Source organism: Gymnodinialimonas phycosphaerae, from assembly GCF_019195455.1.
In the GTDB taxonomy this organism is placed as follows: Bacteria; Pseudomonadota; Alphaproteobacteria; order Rhodobacterales; family Rhodobacteraceae; genus Gymnodinialimonas; species Gymnodinialimonas phycosphaerae.
Genome location: NZ_JAIMBW010000001.1, coordinates 1,018,374 through 1,040,301, shown reverse-complemented (window position 1 = coordinate 1,040,301; position 21,928 = coordinate 1,018,374). Strand labels below are relative to the sequence as shown.

Here is a 21,928-nt window from a genome sequence, read left to right as displayed (position 1 = left end):
GGCCCGGCGGTGCCGGGCCCTTGAAACAGTGCCGTTTGGCCGGGCTTAGGCCTCGGCGGCGGGCGCTTCTTCAGCAGGGGCTTCCGCGGCTGCCTCTGCGGGTGCTTCTTCCGCGATGGCTTCCTCGACGGAGCCCTCTTCAAGCGCACCCAGGTCAACACCGGCGGTTTCCAGCTGCGTGGACATGCCGTCCAGCGCCGCGCGGGAGATCAGGTCGCAGTACAGCGCGATCGCACGGGCCGCGTCATCGTTGCCGGGGATAATGTAATCCACGCCATCGGGCGAGCAGTTGGTGTCGACCACGGCCACAACCGGAATACCCAGCTTCTTGGCTTCGGCAATCGCCAGGTCTTCCTTGTTGACGTCGATCACGAAGATCAGGTCAGGAAGGCCACCCATTTCGCGGATGCCACCCAAGGAGGCTTGCAATTTGATCTGGTCACGCTCCATGCCCAGACGCTCTTTCTTGGTCAGACCTTCCAGCGAGCCGTCGGCCTGCTTTTCGTCGATCTCTTTCAGGCGAGAGATGGAGTTGGAGACGGTCTTCCAGTTGGTCAGCGTGCCGCCCAACCAACGGTGGTTCATGTAATACTGGGCGCAACGCTCGGCCGCATCGGCGACCGGCTTTTGCGCCTGGCGTTTGGTGCCCACGAACAGGATCCGGCCGCCCTTGGCGACGGTTTCGCGCACAACCTGAAGCGCTTGCTCCAGCATCGGGTGCGTTTGGGTCAGATCGAGGATGTGGATGCCATTGCGGTCGCCGTAGATGAACTCGCCCATGCGAGGGTTCCAGCGTTGCGTCTGGTGGCCAAAGTGAACGCCAGCTTCAAGAAGCTGACGCATGGTGAAATCAGGAAGCGCCATGCCAATTTCCTTTCCGGTTTGCGCGTAGGGCGAAGGATAGGATTGCTCCAACCGGTGGACTGACCCGGAGAATTTGCCCCGGAAGCCCGCCTTCGCCTGAGAAGTGAGCGTGCCTTAGGGGGTTTGACGGCGCGGTGCAAGAGGGGATCGACACACGGCAAGGGGCGTGCGTTTCGAATGAGTTGTAATTTGCAAGATGAAGGACGGAGCGCTTGCGATGGGCCCCGAGGGCGGGCAAGACGGGGCATGGGACAAGACCCGGACATATTGTGCATCGGCGCGGTGCTGTGGGATATCATCGGACGGTGTGACGCCGCGATGGTTCTTGGCAACGATCGGCCGGGCAAAATCACCCGCGTGCCGGGCGGTGTGGCCTTGAACATTGCGATGACCCTGAAGCGGTTCGGGCTGCGCCCCTCGTTGCTGTCGGTGGTCGGAGAGGATGCCGAGGGCCATCAATTGCGCGCGGCCTGCGCTGAGATGGGCCTCGACGTGGCGCATATGCTGGTGGACGCGCGCTTGCCCACGGACCGTTATATGGCGATCGAGGCACAAGGCGCGCTGATTGCGGCCATCGCCCATGCCCAATCGCTGGAGGATGCCGGCGCGCGGATCCTCTTGCCCCTGGCCGATGGTCGGCTGGGGTCCGACGCCGCGCCATGGGCCGGCCCTGTCGCCCTGGATGGCAATCTGACGGAAAGCCTGCTGCAAGAAATCGCTTCCAGCCCCCTGTTTTCAAAAGCTGATCTGCGCGTCGCCCCGGCCTCTCCGGGTAAGGCCATGCGCCTGCGCCCGCTGCTATCGCACCCGCGCGCCACCTTCTACGTGAACCGCGAAGAGGCCGGTCTTCTGACCGACACGCATCCCGCCAACGCCGCCGCTGCCGCTGCCGCAGTGCTGGCGGCGGGCGCGCGGCGTGTGTTGGTCACGGAAGGCGCGCAAATGGCCGTAGACGCCACGCCCCAGAGCACCCTTTCAGCCGTCCCGCCCGCCGTCGAGGCGCGCCGGATCACCGGCGCGGGCGACACCTTCATGGCGGCCCATATCGCCTCGGAAACGGCTGGAAACCCGCGTGAAATCGCGCTGAACGCCGCCGTTCAGGCCGCCGCCACCTATGTCTCGGGAGACACGCCATGACCCTTCCCCTCACCTTTTCCCCCGAAGTGATCAAGGCCCGTGCCAACGGCACACCAATCGTGGCGCTCGAGTCCACGATCATCACCCACGGCATGCCCTATCCGCAGAACCTCGATACCGCCCGCACCGTGGAACAGGACGTGCGCGACGCGGGCGCCGTGCCTGCGACCATCGCCGTGATGGAAGGGCGCATCCAGATCGGCCTCACGGACACCGACCTTGAAATCCTCTCGCAAGCAGAAGGGGTGGCGAAGCTCTCGCGCGCAGATCTGGCGGCCTGTCTGGCCTCCGGCGGTCTTGGCGCCACCACGGTGGCCGCCACGATGATCTGCGCCGCGCTTGCCGACATCCACGTTTTCGCCACCGGTGGGATCGGCGGCGTCCACAAGGGCGCGGAAGAGACGTTCGATATCTCGGCCGACCTGCGCGAACTGGCCCATACGCCCGTCACGGTCATTGCGGCCGGGCCCAAGGCCATCCTCGACCTGCCCAAGACACTGGAAGTGCTTGAAACCCTTGGCGTTCCCGTCATCGCCTATGGCCAGGATGCCTTCCCCGCCTTCTGGAGCCGCGACAGCGGCCTGCCTGCGCCCCTGCGCATGGATACGCCCGAACAGATCGCGGCTGCGCATCTGATGCGGATGCGCCTTGGCCTGCCCGGTGGGCAACTCGTGACCAACCCGATCCCGCAAGACGCTGAAATCGCGTCACATACTCTGACGCCGATCATCGCGCAGGCGCAATCCGAGGCCGATTCCAAGGGCATCGCGGGCAAGGCCGTGACGCCCTTCCTGCTCAATCGCCTGTTCGAGCTGACGAAGGGTGCCACCTTGACGTCAAACATAGCACTTGTCCGCAATAATGCGCGCCTTGGCGCCTTGGTGGCCCGCGAAATGCAGCGCTGATCGCGCCCGTGCTTGTGTGACGCGACAACGGCGCTTAGATATCGCGTGACGCTTCGCACGAGAACCCTTGCCCCGATGCAACTGCCCCCTGCCCCTCCGCCCCCCCGTCGCGGTATTTTCGCGTCGCTCCGGTCGAATTTCCTGACCGGACTGATCGTGATTGCCCCCATCGGCATCACGATCTGGCTGATCTGGACACTGACGGGTTGGATCGACAGCTGGGTGCTGCCGTTCATTCCCGATGCCTATAATCCGTCAATGCTGATCAACGAATGGACCGGGATCCAGATCAACATCCGTGGCATCGGCGTTGTAACGTTCCTGATCTTCACCATGATCGTGGGCTGGATCGCCAAGGGCCTGATCGGGCGCTCGATGATCCGGTGGGCGGAAAGCCTCGTGCTGTCGATCCCGCTGATCCGCTCTCTGTATTCCGGCCTGAAACAGATCGCCGAGACGATCCTGCAACAAGGTCAGCAGAACTTCGACAAGGCCTGCCTTGTGGAATACCCGCGCAAGGGGATCTGGGCGATTGCCTTCATCTCCACATCCGCCAAGGGCGAAATTGCCGTCCGCGCGCCCGAGGCCATGGTCTCGGTCTTCCTGCCAACGACGCCCAACCCCACCTCCGGCTTCCTGCTGTTCGTGCCGGTCAAGGACACGATCGTGCTGGATATGTCGGTCGAGGATGCCGCCAAACTGATCATCTCGGCCGGGCTCGTCTATCCCAACGGAAAAGACCCGACCCAGCCGCCAAAGCCCCAAGACGCCACGTCCTGAACGCAAAGGGCGCGACCCTGACCGGACCGCGCCCCTTTTTCATCTTGCCAGAAAAACTCCCCCCGGAGGGCCCGCCTATCATGGCGCGCCCCGTTCTGTTCAGGCTCGTGCCATTCAAGCTCGTGTCATTCAGGCTCAACCCACCAGACATCGGGCTGCCAGCCGATCCAATCGCCGTAGATCGGGATCGTATCGGGGAAGTTCAGCTCGGAATTATAGGCGATCCGGCTGATCGGATTGTGGTGGAACGGCACGACATAGCGATCCGAGATCAGGATCCGGTCCAGCGCGTGGACCGCCGCGCGGTAGTTGTCCTGGCTCGACGCGCTCAGCATCTCGTCGATCATCGCCTCGATCGCCGGATTGCAACCGCCGTGCAGGTTGCGCCCCCCGTCGATTTCCGCCGCCTCGCAACCCCAATAGCTTCGCTGCTCGTTGCCCGGGCTCAGGGACAGGCCCCAGCGGTAGTAGATCATGTCGAAATCATAGACATCGCGCCGCTCGCGGAACTGCGCGCTATCGACCCGCGTCACTCCCACGTCGATCCCCAGCCGCTCCAGCGCCTCGGTGTAGATGTTTGTGATCGCATCATTTTCCGAGCTTCCGGTCTGCAACAGGATCTCGAAGGTCACCGGTCCGTTCGGGCCGGTCATGACCCCCTCCTCGATCGTGTAGCCTGCCTCTTCCATCAGGGCGATGGCCGTTCGGATGCCATTCCGGTTCCGCTCGGACCCGTCCGACACGGGCAGCGCATAGCCTTCGATCGCACCGGGCAGCAGATCCTCCGCGAAGGGCTCCAGCAGCTCCAACACACGGCCCTCGGCCGCGCCGGGGCTCATCGACAAGGGCGAATTGGAGAACGGAGACGTGATCCGCGGATCCACACCGCCGTTCACCGTGGCATTGATGAACTCGAAATTATAGGCTTGGATCATCGCCTCCCGCACCCGCCAGTCCGAGAACAGCGGCCTGCGCGTGTTCATCACGTAACCGGTCATGCCCGAGGGACGCTGATGGCGCACCTCGACCAGTTCGACCTCACCGGACTGAACGCGCGGGAAGTCATAGTCATTGGCCCAGGACGTCGCCGAGGTTTCGCGCTGCGTGGTCACGATGCCGCTGGTGAAAGCCTCGCGCATGGCGGTGCCGTCGGCGAAAAACTCCATGCGGATCTCGTCGATGACGTTGGTGCCGCGCCGGAACGGCAGGTCCGCGCCCCAATAGTCGGGGTTGCGGCTCAGTTGCACGAAACGTCCGGCCTCGAAATCGGTGACCGTATAGGGCGCGGTCGCGATCGGGATCACGTCAAGGCCGCTCTCAAGAAACGTGGTTTCTTGCCATTGCGCGGCTTGCAGGATCGGGCGCAGGCCCATGATCATCGCCAACTCGCGATCCGCTTCGGCCAGGGTGATCCGAACGGACCGCTCTCCGGTGGCCTCGATGCCTTCGACCCGGCTCCAGGCCCCCAAGTAACGCGGGTGCCCTTCGGTGCCGAGCGTCTCGAACGACCAGATCACATCCTCGACCGTCACCGGGCTGCCGTCAGAGAATCGCGCCTCTTCGCGGAGCACGAATTCGACGCTGAGGTTGTCATCGGCGATGTCGATCGATTCGGCCAACAACCCGTAAAGCGTGAACGGTTCGTCCCAGGACCGGCCCAAAAGCGATTCGTAGGTCAGGAATCTAAGCTGCCATGGGGTGGAGCCCTGGCGGATGTGCGGGTTCAGACTGTCGAATGAGCCTACTTCTCCGGTCACGATCCGCCCGCCTGTGGGCGCATCCGGGTTGGCATAGGGCAGATGCGTGAAGTCCGGCCCCAGCGCAGGTTCACCATACATGGCCACACCATGTTGTGGGTCAGTCAGGCCTGGGGTGCTAAGTCCGAGGCAAAGCACAATGGATAAGGTGCTTTTCTTGAAACAATTCGTCGGCATCTGCGAACATCCTCCTGCGGCTCGATTTTCGTTATGGTCCAAGGCTATCGGGCGCCGCGCGGGGGCGCAAACTTTTCAGTTGGACTCCGGCCAAGTCATTGCTTATAAAGGTGTCACTGCTCGATAGGTTTCTTGCCTGTATGAAACCTGCCTCAATGACTTAGCCCTGGCCTTGTGCCAGGGTTTTTTTTGTCCCGCCACCGGGCATCTCCCTGGACTTGCGTGCGCCACAAGGGCCCCGCGCCAAATCTCTTGCAAGAGATTTGCAAGGCTTTTGCAAAAGCCTTGTCCAGTTGGCGCATCGGCGGCCCCTGTTCTTTTCGCACCTGCAGCATTAGCCTGACCCAAACGATCAATCAGGAGCACTCCCATGGCCATCATCACAGACCTGTCCGGCAAGACCGCCGTGATCACCGGATCCAACTCGGGCATCGGGTTGGGAATCGCCCACGAATTGGCGCGCGCGGGCGCCGATGTGGTGTTGAACTCCTACACCGATACGCCTGAGGATCACGCCCTGGCCGAAGAAATCGCCGCAAAGCATGGCGTAAGCGCCCGCTACATCCAGGCCGACCTGTCCAACGGCGACCAGGCCCGCGCCCTGATCGAGAAGGCCGGCGTCTGCGATATCCTGGTCAACAACGCAGGCATCCAGCATGTCGCCCCCCTCGACGAATTTCCCGTCGCCAAGTGGGACGCGATCATCGCCATCATGCTCAGCGCGGCCTTTCATACCACCGCCGTCGCCCTGCCGATGATGCGCAAGGCAGGCTGGGGCCGGGTCATCAACATCGCCTCCGCCCATGGCCTGACGGCCTCGCCCTACAAATCGGCCTATGTCTCGGCAAAGCACGGCCTCGTGGGCATGACCAAGGTGGTCGCACTGGAAACGGCGAAAGAGCCGATCACCGCCAATGCCGTCTGCCCCGGCTACGTGCTGACGCCACTGGTCGAAAGCCAGATCCCCGATACCGCCAAGAAGTACGACATGACCGAGGAAGAGGTGAAACAGAAGGTCATTCTGGAACGCCAGCCCTCCAAGGAGTTCGCCACGACGGAACAATTGGGCGGAACGGTCGCGTTCCTGTGCTCGGCCGCGGCCGACCAGATCACCGGCACCACGATCAGCGTGGATGGTGGCTGGACGGCCCTGTGATGCGCCAAGGCGCATCACAATAGGTGGGAAAAGGCGGTTCTGCCCTGGCAAGACCCGCCGACCCAGATCCCCAGACATTACAGGCGCCTACTTGCCCCCCACACGACACAGGAAAGCCACGACATGTCAGACAAAAAGCCCCCTGAAGCAGGCCGCGACAAGCTGAACATTTCCATGATGTATCTCTGCGGCTCCACCTTCACCGCCGTCAGCCTCAGCGATGCCGAGTTTCGCGACACGCATCTGATGAACGCGTTGGTCGATGACGTGAACGAAACGGCTATGCGCTTCAACAACGTCAACCTATCAGACGCCACCTTTCGTGACGTGAATATGTCGGGCGCGTCGATCCAGTTCGCCAATCTCACGGGCATGTCCGTCGCTGACGCAAACTATACCGATATGACGATTGAGGGGATCAAGGTGACCGACCTTCTGGACCATTGGAACAAGACCCATGGCAACGCCTAAGTCCATCAATCTGGCCCTTCAGGGCGGCGGTGCCCACGGTGCCTTTACCTGGGGCGTGCTGGAGGTGATCCTGGCAGAGCCCGGCATCGAGATCGCCGCCATGTCCGGCACCTCGGCGGGCGCGCTGAACGGCGCGGCGGTGAAATCCGGCCTTAGCCAGGGCTCGCGCGCCTTGGCGCTCGAAACGCTTGAAAGTGTCTGGGAAAAGGTCGGCGCCATCACCGACCCCGCCTTTGCGCCGTGGCTTGGCCTGGTCTCGCCGCAGGTCCTCAGCGCGGCCTTGGAAACCTCACTCCCCTTTCTCGCAGGCGATGCCTATTCCCGCATGGTCAGCCCCTATGCGTCCGGGCCGCTTTACGCCAACCCGCTGGAGCCGATCGTCAGCAAATTCCACTACGAGGATATCTGCGGCCAAACCGGGCCCGACTTCTTCATCTGCGCCACCAATGTGCGATCCGGAAAGATCCGCGTCTTCTCGGGCGAAGATATCTCACCCAAGGCGATCATGGCGTCCGCCTGCCTGCCTACGATGTTCCGCGCGGTCGAGATCGACGATCCCGTCACCGGCAAGTCTGAGGCCTACTGGGACGGCGGCTATACCGGCAACCCGGCGCTTTTTCCGCTGTTCACGCCGGATCTGCCGCGCGACATCGTGATCGTGAACATCAACCCCCTCACCCGTGACGAGGTCCCGACGACCGCCCGCGCGATCCAGAACCGGATCAACGAGATCAGCTTCAACTCGTCGCTTTTTCGAGAGCTGCGTGCCATCGCCTTCGTCCAGCGCCTGCTGACCACGGGCGCGCTTTCCGGGGATGCGATGAAGCACGTTCTGATCCACATGATCGCCGACGATGACCTTATGGGGCAACTGTCGGTCGCCACGAAAACCATCGCGACACCGCAGGTCATGCACCTGTTGCGGGATGCTGGTAAAGCGGCTGCCGAAGCTTTCCTGCGCGACGGAATAGATAAGATCGGAGAGGCCTCGACCGTCGATTTGCGCACCATGTTCGAGTAGCGCGCCAGCATCTACCCCTTTGCACCACGGCCGAGCGCCCCGCTTCGACACCGAAGGCGGCACACTTCATGGAAAAACCGCCATAGGCGGCCCCACCCGTCACGCCAGTGACGTGACCCACAAAATCGTGGCGTCGTCGTCCGAGGTCGACACCACGTTGTGCCCCATGGCCGCGTCGTAATAGGCACTGTCGCCCCGCAGCATGTCGACGGGCTGGTAGAACTCTGTGAACAGCCTCACAGCGCCGGTCAGGACATAGAGGAACTCTTCGCCCTCATGGCGGACCCAACCGTCGAACTCCTCAAACCGGCGCGCCCGAATTCGCGCGCGGTAGGGCAGCATCGACTTCTGCACCAGTTGGTCGGCCAGCAACTCGTGCTCATAGGTTGTCGTGGCATGGGCCGCGCCTTCCCCGCGCTTGGTGGTGATCATTCGCCCACCGCCCTGAGGCGCCACCGACGGCGTGAACAACTGCGGCACGCTGATCCCAAGGCCCCCGGCCAACTTCTTTAGGGCGTCGTATGTCGGTGACATCTGCCCGTTCTCGATCTTCGACAAGGTCGACCGCGCAAGTCCCGCCCGACCGGCGGCCTGCTCCAACGTCCAGGACCGCGCCTTGCGCAATTCGCGCACGCGCGCAGCAAGATCCACGGGCACGGGGGCCCTGTCATCGCCAGAGGCCCGGGCGAGGCGGATCAGGCTGGGTTCACCGGGCGTATCGGAGGGGGCATGGCTCATGGATGGTGCGATACCGCACAGGTGCCCCCGCTTGCAACCTCCGCCGCTGTCTCATACGCCCTTGCCATGCAATGCCCCGACCGCTTCAACCTTGCGTCCTATGTCTTGGCAAACGCCCGGAAGACGCCCGACAAGATCGCCCTCGCGATCCTCGGCCCCGCGCGGTCCGAGCGGTGGTCCTACGCGCGACTGGAAGATGCCGTGGCCTGCGCGGCCGGGGGGCTTGTCGCGGCTGGTTTAACAACGGGCGATAAGCTGCTGTTGCGGATGGGCAATTCCGCCCAATTCCCCATCGCCTACCTTGGTGCGATCCGCGCGGGTATCGTGCCGATCCCCACCTCTGCCGCCTTCACCGCGCCTGAGATCACCCGGATCGCCGACGCCTTGCCGCCCACCGCCATCCTCGCGGAAAAGGGCATCGCCCTGCCCGACGGCCCCTACCCGGTCCTGCCGATGGCGGCGTTGAACGGGCCGCCCCATCCTGCCCACGACAGCGCCGCCGATGATCTGGCCTATATCGTCTTCACCTCCGGCTCTTCCGGGCAGCCCAAACCCGTGGCCCACGCCCACCGTGCGGTCTGGGCGCGGCGGATGATGTGGCAGGGCTGGTATGGGCTGCGCGACGACGATCGCCTGATGCACACCGGCGCGTTCAACTGGACCTATACGCTTGGCACCGGGCTGCTGGATCCTTGGGCGATGGGCGCAACCGCCCTTGTGCCAGCCCCCGGCACCGATCCCGCCAGCCTTCCCCTGTTGGCAAAACGCCACGACGCCACCATCCTTGCGGGCAGCCCCGGCATTTTCCGCAAGCTGTTGCACGCGCCACTGCCCCCGCTGCCGAAGCTGCGCCACGCCCTCAGCGCGGGCGAAGCCCTGCCGCCAAGCCTGCGCAGCCGGTGGCAAGAGGCCACCGGCACCGACATTCACGAGGCACTGGGCATGTCCGAAATCTCGACCTTTCTGTCGGGCTCACCTTCGCGGCCCGCGCCCGCGGGCACGATCGGATTCGCGCAAGTCGGGCGCAAGATCCGGATCACCGACGGCTGCCTTGCCATCCACGGATCGGACCCGGGACTGATGCTGGGGTATATCAATGGTAGATCAATTGACCTGCCACTGACCGACGGCTGGTTCCAGACCTCGGACCGTGTCGCGCAACGCGCGGACGGCGCCTTCACCTATCACGGTCGCGCCGATGATATCCTCACGGCGGGCGGTTTCCGCATCGCGCCGCTGGAGATCGAACAGGTCTTCCACGGGCTGGACGGCGTCACCGACTGCGCCGCCCTGACGTTGCACCCCGGCCCCGAGACGACCATTCTCGCCCTTGCCTATTGCGGCACCGCGCGCGAAAAAGACCTCACGCACCACGCCAGCACCCTCCTTGCAAGCCACAAGCATCCCCGCGCCTACCTGCGCCTCGATAGCCTGCCGCGTGGGGCCAACGGCAAACTGAACCGCCGTGCCCTGATGGCGGCTGTGAAGGACATGACATGATCACACTTGATATCCTCTCGGACCCGATTTGCCCCTGGTGCTATATCGGCTGGTCCAACCTCGCCCGCGCGATGGAGGCGCGGCCCAATCATCCGTTCACGATTCAATGGCACCCGTTCCAGTTGAACCCCGACATGCCGGCGGAGGGCATGGACCGCCGCGCCTATCTGGAGGGCAAGTTCGGCGGCAAGGAGGCGGCCGTCCGCGCCTATGCGCCGGTGGTCGAGAAGGCCGCCGAAGCGGGCCTGAAGATGAACCTAGAGGGGATCAAGCGCACGCCCAACACACGCGACGCGCACCGGCTGATCCACTGGGCGGGGATCGAGGGGCGGCAAACGCCGACGGTTCTGGCGCTTTTCCGGGCGTATTTCACCGACGGGCGCGATATCGGCGACCGCGAGACGCTTCTGGATATTGCCGAAAGCGTCGGGCTGGACCGCGCGATGATCGCCAAGCTCTACGAAAGCGGCGCGGATGCCGATGATATCGCGGCCCGTGACACCCATGCGCGCGAACGCGGTGTCCAGGCCGTGCCGACCTTCATCGTGGCCAATCAGCATGCCGTCCCCGGCGCGCAACCGCCCGAGCAATGGATCGCCATCATCGACGACCTGAACGAACAGCTCGCCAAAGCGCAGGAAGCAACCCCCGAGTGACAGATACACCCGCCCCCACCGCGCGCCTGTCACAAGTTGAATTCATTGCTCTGATCGGCGTGCTCTTTGCCACCATCGCGATGTCCATCGATGCCATGCTGCCCGCGTTGCCCGACATCGCGGCCGAGTTGACGCCCGATAACCTGACCCTTGCGCAGTTGGTCCTGACCAGCTTCGTGCTTGGCATGGGTGCGGGCACCTTGATCACCGGGCCCTTGTCGGATGCCTTTGGCCGCAAGCCGGTGATCGTGGTGTTTTCAGCCCTCTACATCATCGGTGCGGGGCTGGCCTGGGCCGCGCAATCGATGGAGGTTCTGATTGCCGCCCGTGTCCTTCAGGGCATTGGCGCGGCGGGGCCCCGGGTTGTCGCCATGGCCTTGGTGCGCGACCTTTATTCGGGCCGCGAGATGGCCAAGATCATGTCATTCGCGATGCTGGTCTTCACCCTGTTTCCCGCTGTCGCGCCCCTGTTGGGCGCTGGCATCATCGCGCTGTTCGATTGGCGCGCGATTTTTCTGGCGCTTGTGCTCTTCATCATCGTTTCGGTGACATGGCTCAGTGTTCGCCAACCCGAGACGTTGCCACCGCCCGCGCGCCGCCCTCTCAACGCGCGGCAGCTTTGGCAAAGCACCAGGGAAGTGATGAGCAACACGCAGATGCAGTTCTCCATCGGCGTTCAGACGCTGATTTACGGGATGCTGTTCGGATCCCTTTCGTCGATCCAGCAGATCTTCGATCTGACCTATGACAAAGCCGCCATCTTCCCGGTCCTGTTCGGGTGTATTGCCGTGCTTTCTGCCCCTGCGGCGCCATTGAACGGGCGTCTTGTGGTTCAGTTGGGCATGCGGCCGCTGGTGCGGCGCGCGCTGTTCATGCAGACCGGCCTTGCGGGGGTGTTCATCGTCATCCTGGGCCTGGGGTTTGCCCCGACGACCGAGGTTTGGTTCTACTTCGCCTGGAGCGTGACGGTCTTTGCGACCATGGGCTTCACCATCGGCAATCTGAATGCCCTTGCCTTGGAGCCATTGGGCCATGTGGCGGGGCTTGCCGCATCGCTGATGGGGGCCTTGTCGACCATCGGGGGGGCCCTGTTGGGCGCGCTGGTGGGCCAGCTTTACAACGGCACGCCCCTGCCCCTTGCCCTTGCGGCCGGGATCCTGTGCGCGATTGGCGGCGCCGTCATGCTGCGGATGCCGCGCGAGAAGGTGTAACCGCTATTGCGCCGGTTGCGCATGGGGGACTTGCGCCTTTGACTGTCGGTGCCACCACCAGGCCACCACCAGCACGTTTGGCACCCAGCAGGTCCAGCCGAGGTAGGGAAACACCACGTCCATATCCCAGAATATCCGCAGGATCGGCAGTTGGATGCGGAAGGATACAGCGCCGAAGCTAAGCGCCGTCATCATCACCATCCAGCGTTGGTGGCGCACAATCTGCTTTGTCTTGATCGCCCAGATCCCCATCACCAGCGCCCCGAACCACGCCACCGAGCCAAGCGCAAAGCCCAATTCGGACCAGAACGGCAGGGTCATGTTGAAGCTGATCGGGGGCGTCGTCAGCGCCGCAATGGTGACGATCGGCACCAGCGCCCACCCCAGGTACACATGCTTGCGCCGGTCGCCCCGCCGCCACATGCGGCTGACTTGCAGCGGCACAAGGATCACGGCCAGCCCGCCCGTGATCATGTGGACCGCAAGAATGGAGCCGACATTCTCAATGTGGTATTCCACGTGGTCCGCGCCCCGAGAGATCCCCTCCACCACAAAGCTGGTCCAGGTCGCCGCAAACCCCTCCCCCCAATGGGCGAAGACACCGTATATCAGTCCCGGCGGGACGAATTTGAACGCCGAAAGCGCGGACAGCGCCGAGAAGAAAAGGAAAGCGTACCAGCCCCAGCGGGGCATGGTACGGCGCGATCTTGGGGTGTCTGACATCGTTCTGGGGCCTTGAATCCGGCGGGCGTCGCCTATGGGGTCTCGATACGCCTCTGCAATTCCAACTGCAATGCGGCCAACTTGCCCAGTCAGCGACGGAGGCGGCACTGGTCCTTACCGGGAATGCCCTCAGGGTCTGCGCAGGGCACTGCACCTGTTGCAATCGATGCTGCTCGCAAATGTCGCGCTGTGCGGGGGGCGCTGGCACGGGCGTCGCATGTCAAGGCTGACGCCCTTACCCCTTCGCGAACACCGCCAGATCCCGCGCCACGGCGAAGGCCCCTTTGATCTTGTCCGCGTCCTTGGGCCAATCGGCCATGACGACGATCTTGTTGTCTTTCACCTTGGCGCGGCCCTGCTGTGCGTGAACGAACTCGACCAGACCGCCGGGGTTGGGAAACTTGTCGTTGTGGAACTGGATCGTCACGCCCTTGGGGCCCGCGTCCAGCTTGGCGATATGCGCGCGCTTGCACATCGCCTTGATGCGCACCACCAGCAGCAGCGTGTTGACCTCTTTGGGCAGCTTGCCGAAGCGGTCGATCAACTCGGCCGCGAAGCCTTCGAGGTCCACCTTGGTTTCCAACTGGCTGAGGCGACGATAAAGCCCCAGACGCACGTCCAGATCGGGCACGTAAGGCTCGGGGATCAGGACCGGCACGCCGAGGTTGATGGTGGGCGACCATTGACCATCGCTGTCGCCCGGAAGCCCCTCTCCCTCGCCAGAGCGGATCTTGGCAATCGCCTCTTCCAGCATGGATTGGTAAAGCTCGAACCCCACCTCCTTGACGTGGCCCGATTGTTCCTCGCCCACGATGTTGCCCGCACCCCGGATATCGAGGTCCTGGGACGCGATGGTGAAGCCCGCGCCAAGGCTGTCGAGGCTGCCCAGAACCCGCAGCCGCTTCTCGGCTGATGGGGTCAGCTTGCCGCGCGGCTTTGTCGTCAGATAGGCATAAGCCCTTGTTTTTGCGCGACCCACCCGGCCCCGGATCTGATAAAGCTGCGCAAGACCGAAGCGGTCGGCGCGGTGGATCACCATGGTGTTGGCGGTGGGGATATCGATGCCGGATTCCACGATGGTCGTGGCCAGCAGGACGTCGTATTTGCCGTCGTAGAACGCCACCATACGGTCATCCAACTCGCCCGCAGCCATCTGGCCATGGGCGGTGATGAAGGACACCTCGGGCACCTGTTCGCGGATGAAATCCTCGATCTCGGGCAGGTCCTGGATGCGGGGGACCACATAGAATGTCTGCCCGCCCCGGTAATGCTCGCGCAGCAACGCCTCGCGGATGGTGACGCTGTCGAATTCCGACACATAGGTGCGGATGGCAAGGCGGTCCACGGGCGGCGTGCCGATCATGCTCAGGTCGCGCACACCCGACAGCGACATCTGCAAGGTGCGCGGGATGGGCGTGGCCGACAGGGTCAACACATGCACGTCAGAACGCATCTCTTTCAGCCGTTCCTTGTGGGTGACGCCAAAGCGCTGCTCTTCGTCGATGATCATCAGGCCAAGGTTCTGCATCCGCACGTTTTTCGCCAGGATCGCATGGGTGCCGATGACGATATCGACGGACCCGTCGGCAAGGCCCTTGCGGGTCTGCTCGGCCTCCTTGGCGCCAACGAACCGCGAGAGTTGGCGCACGGTGATCGGAAAGCCCCGGAAGCGGTCCTTGAAGGTCTTGGCGTGCTGACGCGCCAGCAGCGTCGTGGGGGCCACGACCGCCACCTGCATACCGCTTGCCGCCGCGACGAAGGCGGCGCGCATGGCGACCTCGGTCTTGCCGAAGCCCACGTCGCCCACGACCAGCCGGTCCATCGGGCGGCCAAGGGTCAGGTCATCAAGGACGTCGGCAATGGCGGACAGTTGGTCGTCCGTTTCCTCGTAGGGGAAGCGGGCGTTGAAGGCTTCCCACATGTCGCCGGGGGGCTCGAAGATGGGGGCCTTGCGCAACTCACGTTCCGCCGCGATGCGAATAAGCTTGTCTGCGATCAGGCGGATACGTTCTTTCAGGCGTGCTTTCTTGGCCTGCCACGCCCCGCCACCAAGCTTGTCGAGCAACCCATCGTCGTGGCCATAGCGCGACAGCAGCTCGATATTCTCGACCGGCAGGAACAGACGGTCGCCGCCGGCATATTCCAGCGCGATACACTCGTGCGGCGCGCCCGCCGCGGTGACCGTTTCCAGCCCGTTGTAGCGCCCCACGCCGTGATCGACATGGACCACCAGATCGCCGGGGCTCAGGCTTTGCGCCTCGGTCAGGTAGTTGTCCGCGCGCTTGACCTTGCGCTTGGGCCGGATCAGCCGGTCGCCCAACACATCCTGCTCGGAGATCACGGTGACCCCGCCCCCGGTAAACCCCTCTTCCAGCGGCCAGACCGTTAGGTTGACCGTGCCCGTCTTGCCGATCCCGCGCGCATCACCCACGCGGGCGGTTTCGCTCAGGCCCTCATCTTCCAAAAGACCTTCCAGCCGTTCCCGCGCGCCCTCGGACCAACTGGCGATAACCACCGGGCCATCCTCACGCATCGCTTTAATATGATCCGCCAAGGCCCTGAAAAGACTGATATTTTCTTGCTGGCGCTCCGGGGCGAAACTGCGCCCGACCCGGCCACCGGCATCGATGATCCCCGGCCCCGGTGCTGCGGAATTGACCGAGAATTGCACCACGCGGTGCCCCGCCACGGCGCGCCCCCACGCCGCATCATCCAGATAAAGCAGCCCCGGCGGGGCGGGTTTGTAGACCGTGTCCAGCCGCCCTTTCTGGGTCAGCGCGGTCTTGCGGGTGTCATATTGATCGGTGATGCTGTCCCACCGCGCCAGCCGCTGGGGCGTGGACTGGTCGTCCAGCGTGATCGTGGCACCGGGAAGGTAGTCAAACAGCGTCTCCAACCGCTCATGGTAGAACGGCAGCCAATGCTCCATGCCCTGTGCCTTGCGACCTGCCGTGACGGCTTCGTACAAAGGATCCTCGGACCCGCCCGCCCCAAACTCCACCCGGTAATTCTGCCGGAAGCGCGCGATGGCGGCCTCGTCAAGAATGACTTCAGAGACGGGCGCAAGCTCGACCCGGTCCAGCTTTTGGGTGGTGCGCTGGGTGCCGACGTCGAACCGCCGCGCGCCGTCCAGGGTATCGCCAAAGAGGTCGAGGCGCACGGGGCTGTCTTCACCCGGCGGCCAGACGTCGATGATGCCGCCGCGCACGGCATAGTCGCCGGGCTCCGACACCGTGGGCGATTGCACGTAGCCCATGCGCACGAGGAAGGCGCGCAGCGCGCCCTCATCCACCCGCCCGCCGACCGTGGCGACAAAGGCAGAGGATGCCAGCAGATCACGCGGGGGCACGTATTGCGTGGCCGCGTTGAGCGTTGTCAGGACGATAAACGACCCCGAAAGCCCCGCCGCCAGCGCGGCCAGCGTCGCCATGCGCGCGGCGGAAATCTCGGCCTGGGGAGAGACCCGGTCATAGGGCAAGCAATCCCAGCCCGGAAACTCCAGGATCGGGACAGAGGGGTCAAAGAACGTCAGCGCCGTATGCATGGCGCGCAGGCGCTTGTCATCGCGGGCGACGTGGACGACCGCGCCCGCGCGGGCCTCTTTCAAGACCAGCGTGGCGTCGAAGCCTTCGGGTGCGCCGCCGCACAGGATGTGTCTTGGATCAGCCATGGGCTGCGTCACCTACCCCACCGCGCGCGCAAGTCAACCGTTAACGCCGTTAACGTCTACCCGAGCGGCCCGACATTGACGTTTTGGTACATGCCCCAGAACGCCGTAATGAAAATGAACACCACGCCCAACATCTGCACCATCGTGCGGTGCTGGCGCAGGATCTGCGGCACGTGTTGGTAGTCGTCGGCCCGTAGCCGGTAAGAGGTCCAGACCCCCAGCCCCAGCACCATCATCGAAGGGCACAGAAGCAGGAAGATCGCTTGGCTGAATTCGACACCGTAGACCCATCCGGTGATTGCAAGCCCGGTGAGGATGAAGGTGGAAAATGCCGTCGCCACGGTCCCCGAGGTTTCGGCATAGGCCACGTTGCGCTCGGCGTTCATGCGCGCCAGCACCAGCATGTCGATCTCGGCCTGGGCATCTCCACGGCGGGTCCGGGTGACCAGATGGAACGGCACACCGATGGTCCAATGGCTCATCGAGGACCACAAGATCGCCAGCACGATCCAGTACCAGAGGTTGGAAAAAGACCTGAGGTCAATCACTTCGGTGACAAGATCGAAGAAGTCCAAGGGCACTGTCCATGGTGGAGGGGTCGGTTTCGCGCACCATATGCGCGGGGTTTGCAGGATGCCAGCCCCCTCGGGGCGCTTGCACGCCGGGCGTTGCCGTGGCACCTCTGTCAAGCAGACCTGACACCTGAAAGACCACGCCCATGACCGTCAACCAAGCCCCCTTTCCCCTGACCCGTTTCCGCCGCACCCGCGCGGCCGCACCGATCCGCAACCTGGTGCGCGAAAGTAGCTTGAGCGTGCATGACCTGATCTGGCCCGTCTTCGTATGCGCCGGCTCGAATGAGCGGCAAGCCGTGGCATCGATGCCCGGTGTGGAACGGCTGTCGGTCGATCTGCTGGTCGAGGCCGCGCGCGAGGCGGCGTCCCTTGGCATCCCCGCGATCTGCATCTTCCCCTATACCGACCCGTCCCTGAAGACCGAGCTGTGCGAAGAGGCGTGGAACCCCGACAACTTGTCCAACCGCGCGATCCGCGCGATCCGCGAGGCGGGCATCGAGATCGCGATCATGACCGATATTGCGCTGGACCCCTATAACGCCAACGGCCACGACGGGATCGTGCGTGACGGCGTTATCGTCAACGATGAAACCGTAGAGGCGCTGGTGAAGATGGGCCTGGCCCAGGCCGAGGCCGGTGCCGATATCCTGGGCCCCTCGGACATGATGGACGGACGCATCGGGGCCATTCGCGCGGCGCTGGAGGCCGAAAACCACACCAACGTCACGATCATGTCCTACGCCGCCAAGTTCGCGTCGGCCTTCTATGGCCCGTTCCGCGATGCAGTCGGCGCGTCAGGCGCGCTGAAAGGCGACAAGAAGACCTACCAGATCGATCCGCTGAATGCGCGCGAGGCGCTGCGCTGTGTCGAGCGGGATCTGCGCGAAGGCGCGGATATGGTCATGGTCAAGCCTGGCCTGCCCTATCTGGACATGTGCCGCCAGGTCAAAGACCGCTTCGGCGCGCCGACCTACGCCTACCAGGTCAGCGGCGAATACGCGATGATCCAGGCGGCGGCTCAGAACGGCTGGATCGACGGCGAAAAGGTCATGCTGGAAAGCCTGATGGCGTTCCGCCGTGCGGGCTGTGACGGCGTTTTGACGTATTTCGCGCCCCGGGTGGCCAAAATCCTCAACCAATAGCGCTTCCATCGGCGAAAACCCGCAGGTCTTGTAGTATCATGGGATGACAGGGCCTGCGTTTCGGCGTATTCTTGCCGTCAAGGATCGGGGTGCGAAGCCCCGGCGATAGCAGTTATATAGGCAAGGTATCCCCATGGCAGATGGTCTTTCTCGGCGTTCTCTCCTTCTTGGTGCGGGCTCGGTGCCGCTTCTGGCGGCCTGTGGCAACCCGCTCGGCAACTCCAACGCGCCGCGCATCGATGCGCGCGTCGATGCCGCGATCGAATTCATGCAACAAGAGGTCCCCGGCACGGCAGAGCTTGTGCGCCAAGCCTCCGGCATGTTGGTCATGCCCTTGATTTCAGAAGCCGGTTTCGGCTTCGGGGGCAGCTATGGGCGCGGTGCATTGCGCGTGGGCGAGGCGACGGTCGATTACTATTCCGCCGTCTCAGGCAGCTTCGGCCTGCAAATCGGCGCACAGCAATACGCCCACACGCTGTTCTTCATGACCCCCGCCGCCCTGGCCGATTTCCGCAACTCCGTCGGCTGGTCCGTGGGCGCTGACATCCGCTATGCGGTCAACACCGACGCGGGCAATCTGGGCTTCGACACCGCCACCCTGGCCGAGCCGGTGATCGCGGTGATCTATGGCCAGGCGGGCCTGATCATCGGCGCGACGCTGGACGGCACGCGCTATACCCGGATCATTCCGTAACCGTCGCGCAAGCGTGACTGGCCGCGCGTCCGCGCGCGGTCCATCCTGCGGCGCGCCCGCGCGCCGTAGCTTCCTATGGAACTCACATCCTTTTGAAGCCCCGGCCTTTGTGTCCCCGGCCTCCGACGACGCCGCGTCTGGCCATGTTGTGATCTTCGCCGCCATTGCGGCAGACGCCATCGCGCGCTAGACGCGGGCGACACGCGACTCCCACCGGGCAACGAAGGCCAATCCACCGATGATCACTCTCTTGCGATGGCTGACGCGCCTTGTGGGCGCCGGTATCGCGGTTCTCGTGGTCGCAGGCAGCCTGTTCTACTGGATGGCAAGCCGCTCGATCCCCGACTACGAGGCCGACTGGACTGTCCCCGGCATCGATGGTGAGATCGAGATCGTCCGCAATACCGCCGCTGTCCCGCACATCTTCGCGCTGACCGACCACGATGCCTATTATGGCCTCGGGTTCAGCCATGCCCAGGACCGCCTGTGGCAAATGCTGTTGATGCGGCGGCAAGCGCAGGGGCGCCTGTCTGAGGTGTTCGGGCGGCGCACGCTGGAGATCGACGACCTGATGCGCAGGCTTGATCTGGACGGCCATGCTACACGGTCGCTGGACGCCTTTTCCGAGGAAAGCCGCGGCATCCTTCAGGCTTACGCCGATGGCGTGAACGCGTGGTTGCGGCTTGTAGGGTCCGAGGCGTTGGGGCGCGGCGCACCGGAATTGTTCCTGTTCGAACCCGAAATCGCGCCGTGGCGGCCCAATGACAGCGTTCTGATCTCGTTCCTGATGGCGCTGGAACTGGCGACCCACCACGAGAACGAGATCCTGCGCGCCCGCGCCTCCCTTGCGCTGCCGGAACCCGGACGGATCGCCGATCTGATGCCCGACGCGCCGGGCACAGGCGCGGCAGAGCTTGGTGATTTCGCCAGCCTGCTGGAATTGCCCCGCACGCTATTTGCGGAAGCCACCGGAAGCACCGGGCCGCGCGACGCCCTGCACCCGAATTGGCAAGGCCTCAATCGCGGCGGGGCCTCCAACGTCTGGGCCGCCACGCCTGCCCGCTCTGCCGCGGGGGGCGCGCTGATGGCCTCGGACCCGCATCAAAGCCTCAGCGCGCCGACCCTGTGGTATCTGGCGCGTCTGGAACTGGCCACGGGCGGCGTGATCGGTGCCACGATCCCCGGCACGCCGGGCATCCTCAATGGCCGTTCCGAGCGGCTGAGCTGGGGCATCACCGCCTCCTATCTTGACGATATCGACCTCTATATCGAAGAGGTGAACCCCGAAAACCCCACCCAGTACCGCACCCCGGACGGTTGGGCCGAGTTCGAGACCCGGCGCGAGATCATCGAGATCGCCGATGAGGCCCCCGTCACCATCACCCTGCGCGAAACCGTCAACGGTCCGGTTATCCCCGGCGCCCATTGGAACGCGGGCACCGTGACGCCGGCGGGCCACGTGATGACGATGCGCTGGACCGCCCTGAGCGACGAGAATACCACGATCCAGACCGGCCTGCGCCTGATGCGGGCGCGCACCATCGAAGAGGCGCTGGAGGCGGGCGAGGATTTCGTCGCGCCCTCCGCCAACCTGATGCTGGCCTCCGAGGACGGGCGCATCGCGATGCAGGTCGTGGGCCACATGCCCTGGCGCCTGATCGAGCATGAGACCCAAGCGCGCATGCCCTCGCGCGGGTGGGTTGAAGGCAACCGCTGGCAGGGCATCACCCAGTATTTCGCCAATCCCACCTTCATCGATCCCGAACGCGGCATTCTGGGCAATACGAACAACAAGATGGTGGATCGCGATTTCCCCCTCCACGTCAGCTTCCACTGGGGCGACACCCAACGGATCACGCGCCTTGGCCGCCTGATGGAGGCGCGCGAGGTCCATACCCGCGACAGTTTCATCGGCGCGCAACTCGATACCGTCTCGCCCGCCGCGCGCAACCTTCTGCCACTGGTGGCGCGCGATCTGTGGTTCACCGGCCAGCCCGCCGCCATCGGCACCACCGAACGGATGCGCCAGCGGGCGCTGGAACTGCTGGCCGACTGGAACGGAGAGATGAACGAACATCTGCCCGAGCCGTTGATCTTCGCGGCCTGGATGCGCGCGCTGCAACACCGGTTGGTCCGTGATGACATCGGCCCCCTGGCGGAAGAGTTCTGGACCGTCGAGCCGGTGTTCCTGGAGCGTGTCTTCCGCGATATCGACGGCGCATCGGTGTGGTGCGATGTGCGGCCCTCGTCTGTGATCGAGACCTGTACCGAGATGGCGCAGCTATCGCTGGACGCCGCATTGCAAGAGCTGTCAGAGACCTATGGCGACGACATCGAAAGCTGGCGCTGGGGCGCCGCCCATGAAGCTCTGCATGAGCACCCCGTTCTGGGCGAAACGCGGCTGTTTTCGTGGATCGTGAACATCCGCCAAGCCACGTCGGGCGGGGATTTCACGCTGAACCGGGCCGCCACGCCGGGCACCGGCCCCGAGCCCTATGTCAACATCCATGGTGCAGGCTACCGGGGCGTCTACGACTTCGCGGATCCCGACAGCTCTGTCTTCATCATCGCGACGGGGCAATCTGGCCACCCCTTGAGCCGTCACTACGACGATATGGGAGAGTTGTGGCGCCGGGGAGAGTATGTGCCGATGACGCTTGACCCCGAATTGGCGCGCGCCGCCAACCTCGGCATTACGGTGCTGCGCCCGCAATCGAACTAACGTCAGACCTGCACGGGCAGCCCAACGGA

General features: G+C 64.1%; 18 protein-coding genes. 12 read left to right on the top strand and 6 right to left on the bottom strand.

The features are described 5' to 3' along the window. Positions 1-45: 45 nt before the first annotated feature. Positions 46-864, bottom strand: a complete 819-nt coding sequence (gene rpsB, locus KUL25_RS05115; protein WP_257891952.1) for a 30S ribosomal protein S2 — start codon at positions 862-864, stop codon at positions 46-48. Between the two features lie 246 nt (positions 865-1,110). On the opposite strand from rpsB, the gene KUL25_RS05110 reads away from it, so the two are divergent. The 3 genes from KUL25_RS05110 (at position 1,111) to KUL25_RS05100 (ending at position 3,686) form a co-directional block, all read left to right on the top strand. Then, positions 1,111-2,001, top strand: coding sequence for a PfkB family carbohydrate kinase (locus KUL25_RS05110; RefSeq protein WP_257891951.1), 891 nt, complete (start codon positions 1,111-1,113; stop codon positions 1,999-2,001). Further along, positions 1,998-2,906 (top strand): pseudouridine-5'-phosphate glycosidase, encoded by a 909-nt coding sequence (locus KUL25_RS05105; RefSeq protein ID WP_257891950.1) that lies wholly within the window; start codon positions 1,998-2,000, stop codon positions 2,904-2,906. Before KUL25_RS05110 ends, KUL25_RS05105 begins: the two co-directional genes overlap by 4 nt. Positions 2,907-2,981: 75 nt before the next feature. Continuing rightward, positions 2,982-3,686, top strand: a complete 705-nt coding sequence (locus KUL25_RS05100) for a DUF502 domain-containing protein (protein WP_257891949.1) — start codon at positions 2,982-2,984, stop codon at positions 3,684-3,686. A 125-nt stretch (positions 3,687-3,811) separates the two neighbouring features. Here the strand turns inward: KUL25_RS05100 and KUL25_RS05095 are convergent, their stop codons facing one another. Beyond that, entirely contained in the window at positions 3,812-5,620 is a 1,809-nt protein-coding gene (locus tag KUL25_RS05095) for an extracellular solute-binding protein (protein WP_427854397.1), read from the bottom strand. 370 nt (positions 5,621-5,990) lie between these two features. Here KUL25_RS05095 and KUL25_RS05090 point away from each other — a divergent pair, with 370 nt between their 5' ends. From KUL25_RS05090 to KUL25_RS05080, 3 genes are all read left to right on the top strand, one after another. After that, complete coding sequence (locus KUL25_RS05090) at positions 5,991-6,776, top strand: 3-hydroxybutyrate dehydrogenase (protein WP_257891947.1); 786 nt, start codon at positions 5,991-5,993, stop codon at positions 6,774-6,776. A gap of 123 nt (positions 6,777-6,899) precedes the next feature. Next, positions 6,900-7,247 (top strand): pentapeptide repeat-containing protein, encoded by a 348-nt coding sequence (locus KUL25_RS05085; RefSeq protein WP_257891946.1) that lies wholly within the window; start codon positions 6,900-6,902, stop codon positions 7,245-7,247. Further along, positions 7,234-8,268, top strand: coding sequence for a patatin-like phospholipase family protein (locus KUL25_RS05080; protein ID WP_257891945.1), 1,035 nt, complete (start codon positions 7,234-7,236; stop codon positions 8,266-8,268). The genes KUL25_RS05085 and KUL25_RS05080 overlap by 14 nt, the downstream gene beginning before the upstream one ends. 99 nt (positions 8,269-8,367) lie before the next feature. Here the strand turns inward: KUL25_RS05080 and KUL25_RS05075 are convergent, their stop codons facing one another. Continuing rightward, a complete protein-coding gene (locus KUL25_RS05075; protein ID WP_257891944.1) occupies positions 8,368-9,006 on the bottom strand; it encodes a helix-turn-helix domain-containing protein in 639 nt (212 codons plus the stop codon). A 66-nt stretch (positions 9,007-9,072) separates the two neighbouring features. On the opposite strand from KUL25_RS05075, the gene KUL25_RS05070 reads away from it, so the two are divergent. The 3 genes from KUL25_RS05070 to KUL25_RS05060 are packed head-to-tail and all read left to right on the top strand — an operon-like array spanning position 9,073 to position 12,373. Beyond that, positions 9,073-10,506: a class I adenylate-forming enzyme family protein gene (locus KUL25_RS05070; RefSeq protein WP_257891943.1), complete on the top strand. Its 1,434-nt coding sequence runs from the start codon at positions 9,073-9,075 to the stop codon at positions 10,504-10,506. Next, positions 10,503-11,162: a DsbA family oxidoreductase gene (locus tag KUL25_RS05065; protein ID WP_257891942.1), complete on the top strand. Its 660-nt coding sequence runs from the start codon at positions 10,503-10,505 to the stop codon at positions 11,160-11,162. The genes KUL25_RS05070 and KUL25_RS05065 overlap by 4 nt, the downstream gene beginning before the upstream one ends. Then, on the top strand, positions 11,159-12,373 hold the full coding sequence (locus tag KUL25_RS05060; RefSeq protein WP_257891941.1) for a multidrug effflux MFS transporter: 1,215 nt from the start codon (positions 11,159-11,161) through the stop codon (positions 12,371-12,373). Before KUL25_RS05065 ends, KUL25_RS05060 begins: the two co-directional genes overlap by 4 nt. Before the next feature lie 3 nt (positions 12,374-12,376). Here KUL25_RS05060 and KUL25_RS05055 read toward each other — a convergent pair whose 3' ends face one another. From KUL25_RS05055 to KUL25_RS05045, 3 genes are all read right to left on the bottom strand, one after another. Then, complete coding sequence (locus KUL25_RS05055; protein WP_257891940.1) at positions 12,377-13,066, bottom strand: DUF2306 domain-containing protein; 690 nt, start codon at positions 13,064-13,066, stop codon at positions 12,377-12,379. Between the two features lie 265 nt (positions 13,067-13,331). Further along, positions 13,332-16,766: a transcription-repair coupling factor gene (gene mfd / locus KUL25_RS05050; protein WP_257891939.1), complete on the bottom strand. Its 3,435-nt coding sequence runs from the start codon at positions 16,764-16,766 to the stop codon at positions 13,332-13,334. Positions 16,767-16,822: 56 nt separating this feature from the next. Then, on the bottom strand, positions 16,823-17,347 hold the full coding sequence (locus tag KUL25_RS05045) for a component of SufBCD complex (RefSeq protein WP_257891938.1): 525 nt from the start codon (positions 17,345-17,347) through the stop codon (positions 16,823-16,825). Between the two features lie 137 nt (positions 17,348-17,484). Between KUL25_RS05045 and hemB the strand changes: the two genes are divergently transcribed. The 3 genes from hemB (at position 17,485) to KUL25_RS05030 (ending at position 21,899) form a co-directional block, all read left to right on the top strand. Next, the gene (gene hemB, locus KUL25_RS05040; RefSeq protein ID WP_257891937.1) at positions 17,485-18,483 is read left to right on the top strand and encodes a porphobilinogen synthase; all 999 of its coding nucleotides are present in this window, start codon (positions 17,485-17,487) and stop codon (positions 18,481-18,483) included. A gap of 133 nt (positions 18,484-18,616) precedes the next feature. Beyond that, positions 18,617-19,177: a lipid-binding SYLF domain-containing protein gene (locus KUL25_RS05035; protein WP_257891936.1), complete on the top strand. Its 561-nt coding sequence runs from the start codon at positions 18,617-18,619 to the stop codon at positions 19,175-19,177. A gap of 238 nt (positions 19,178-19,415) precedes the next feature. Further along, positions 19,416-21,899, top strand: a complete 2,484-nt coding sequence (locus KUL25_RS05030) for a penicillin acylase family protein (protein ID WP_257891935.1) — start codon at positions 19,416-19,418, stop codon at positions 21,897-21,899. Positions 21,900-21,928: the final 29 nt, after the last annotated feature.

Excerpts from the sequence above, each read along its gene's own strand:
- rpsB (WP_257891952.1), bottom strand. The coding sequence starts at position 864 with ATGGCGCTTCCTGATTTCACCATGCGTCAGCTTCTTGAAGCTGGCGTT.
- KUL25_RS05110 (WP_257891951.1), top strand. The coding sequence starts at position 1,111 with ATGGGACAAGACCCGGACATATTGTGCATCGGCGCGGTGCTGTGGGAT.
- KUL25_RS05105 (WP_257891950.1), top strand. The coding sequence starts at position 1,998 with ATGACCCTTCCCCTCACCTTTTCCCCCGAAGTGATCAAGGCCCGTGCC.
- KUL25_RS05100 (WP_257891949.1), top strand. The coding sequence starts at position 2,982 with ATGCAACTGCCCCCTGCCCCTCCGCCCCCCCGTCGCGGTATTTTCGCG.
- KUL25_RS05095 (WP_427854397.1), bottom strand. The coding sequence starts at position 5,620 with ATGCCGACGAATTGTTTCAAGAAAAGCACCTTATCCATTGTGCTTTGC.
- KUL25_RS05090 (WP_257891947.1), top strand. The coding sequence starts at position 5,991 with ATGGCCATCATCACAGACCTGTCCGGCAAGACCGCCGTGATCACCGGA.
- KUL25_RS05085 (WP_257891946.1), top strand. The coding sequence starts at position 6,900 with ATGTCAGACAAAAAGCCCCCTGAAGCAGGCCGCGACAAGCTGAACATT.
- KUL25_RS05080 (WP_257891945.1), top strand. The coding sequence starts at position 7,234 with ATGGCAACGCCTAAGTCCATCAATCTGGCCCTTCAGGGCGGCGGTGCC.
- KUL25_RS05075 (WP_257891944.1), bottom strand. The coding sequence starts at position 9,006 with ATGAGCCATGCCCCCTCCGATACGCCCGGTGAACCCAGCCTGATCCGC.
- KUL25_RS05070 (WP_257891943.1), top strand. The coding sequence starts at position 9,073 with ATGCAATGCCCCGACCGCTTCAACCTTGCGTCCTATGTCTTGGCAAAC.
- KUL25_RS05065 (WP_257891942.1), top strand. The coding sequence starts at position 10,503 with ATGATCACACTTGATATCCTCTCGGACCCGATTTGCCCCTGGTGCTAT.
- KUL25_RS05055 (WP_257891940.1), bottom strand. The coding sequence starts at position 13,066 with ATGCCCCGCTGGGGCTGGTACGCTTTCCTTTTCTTCTCGGCGCTGTCC.
- mfd (WP_257891939.1), bottom strand. The coding sequence starts at position 16,766 with ATGGCTGATCCAAGACACATCCTGTGCGGCGGCGCACCCGAAGGCTTC.
- hemB (WP_257891937.1), top strand. The coding sequence starts at position 17,485 with ATGACCGTCAACCAAGCCCCCTTTCCCCTGACCCGTTTCCGCCGCACC.
- KUL25_RS05035 (WP_257891936.1), top strand. The coding sequence starts at position 18,617 with ATGGCAGATGGTCTTTCTCGGCGTTCTCTCCTTCTTGGTGCGGGCTCG.
- KUL25_RS05030 (WP_257891935.1), top strand. The coding sequence starts at position 19,416 with ATGATCACTCTCTTGCGATGGCTGACGCGCCTTGTGGGCGCCGGTATC.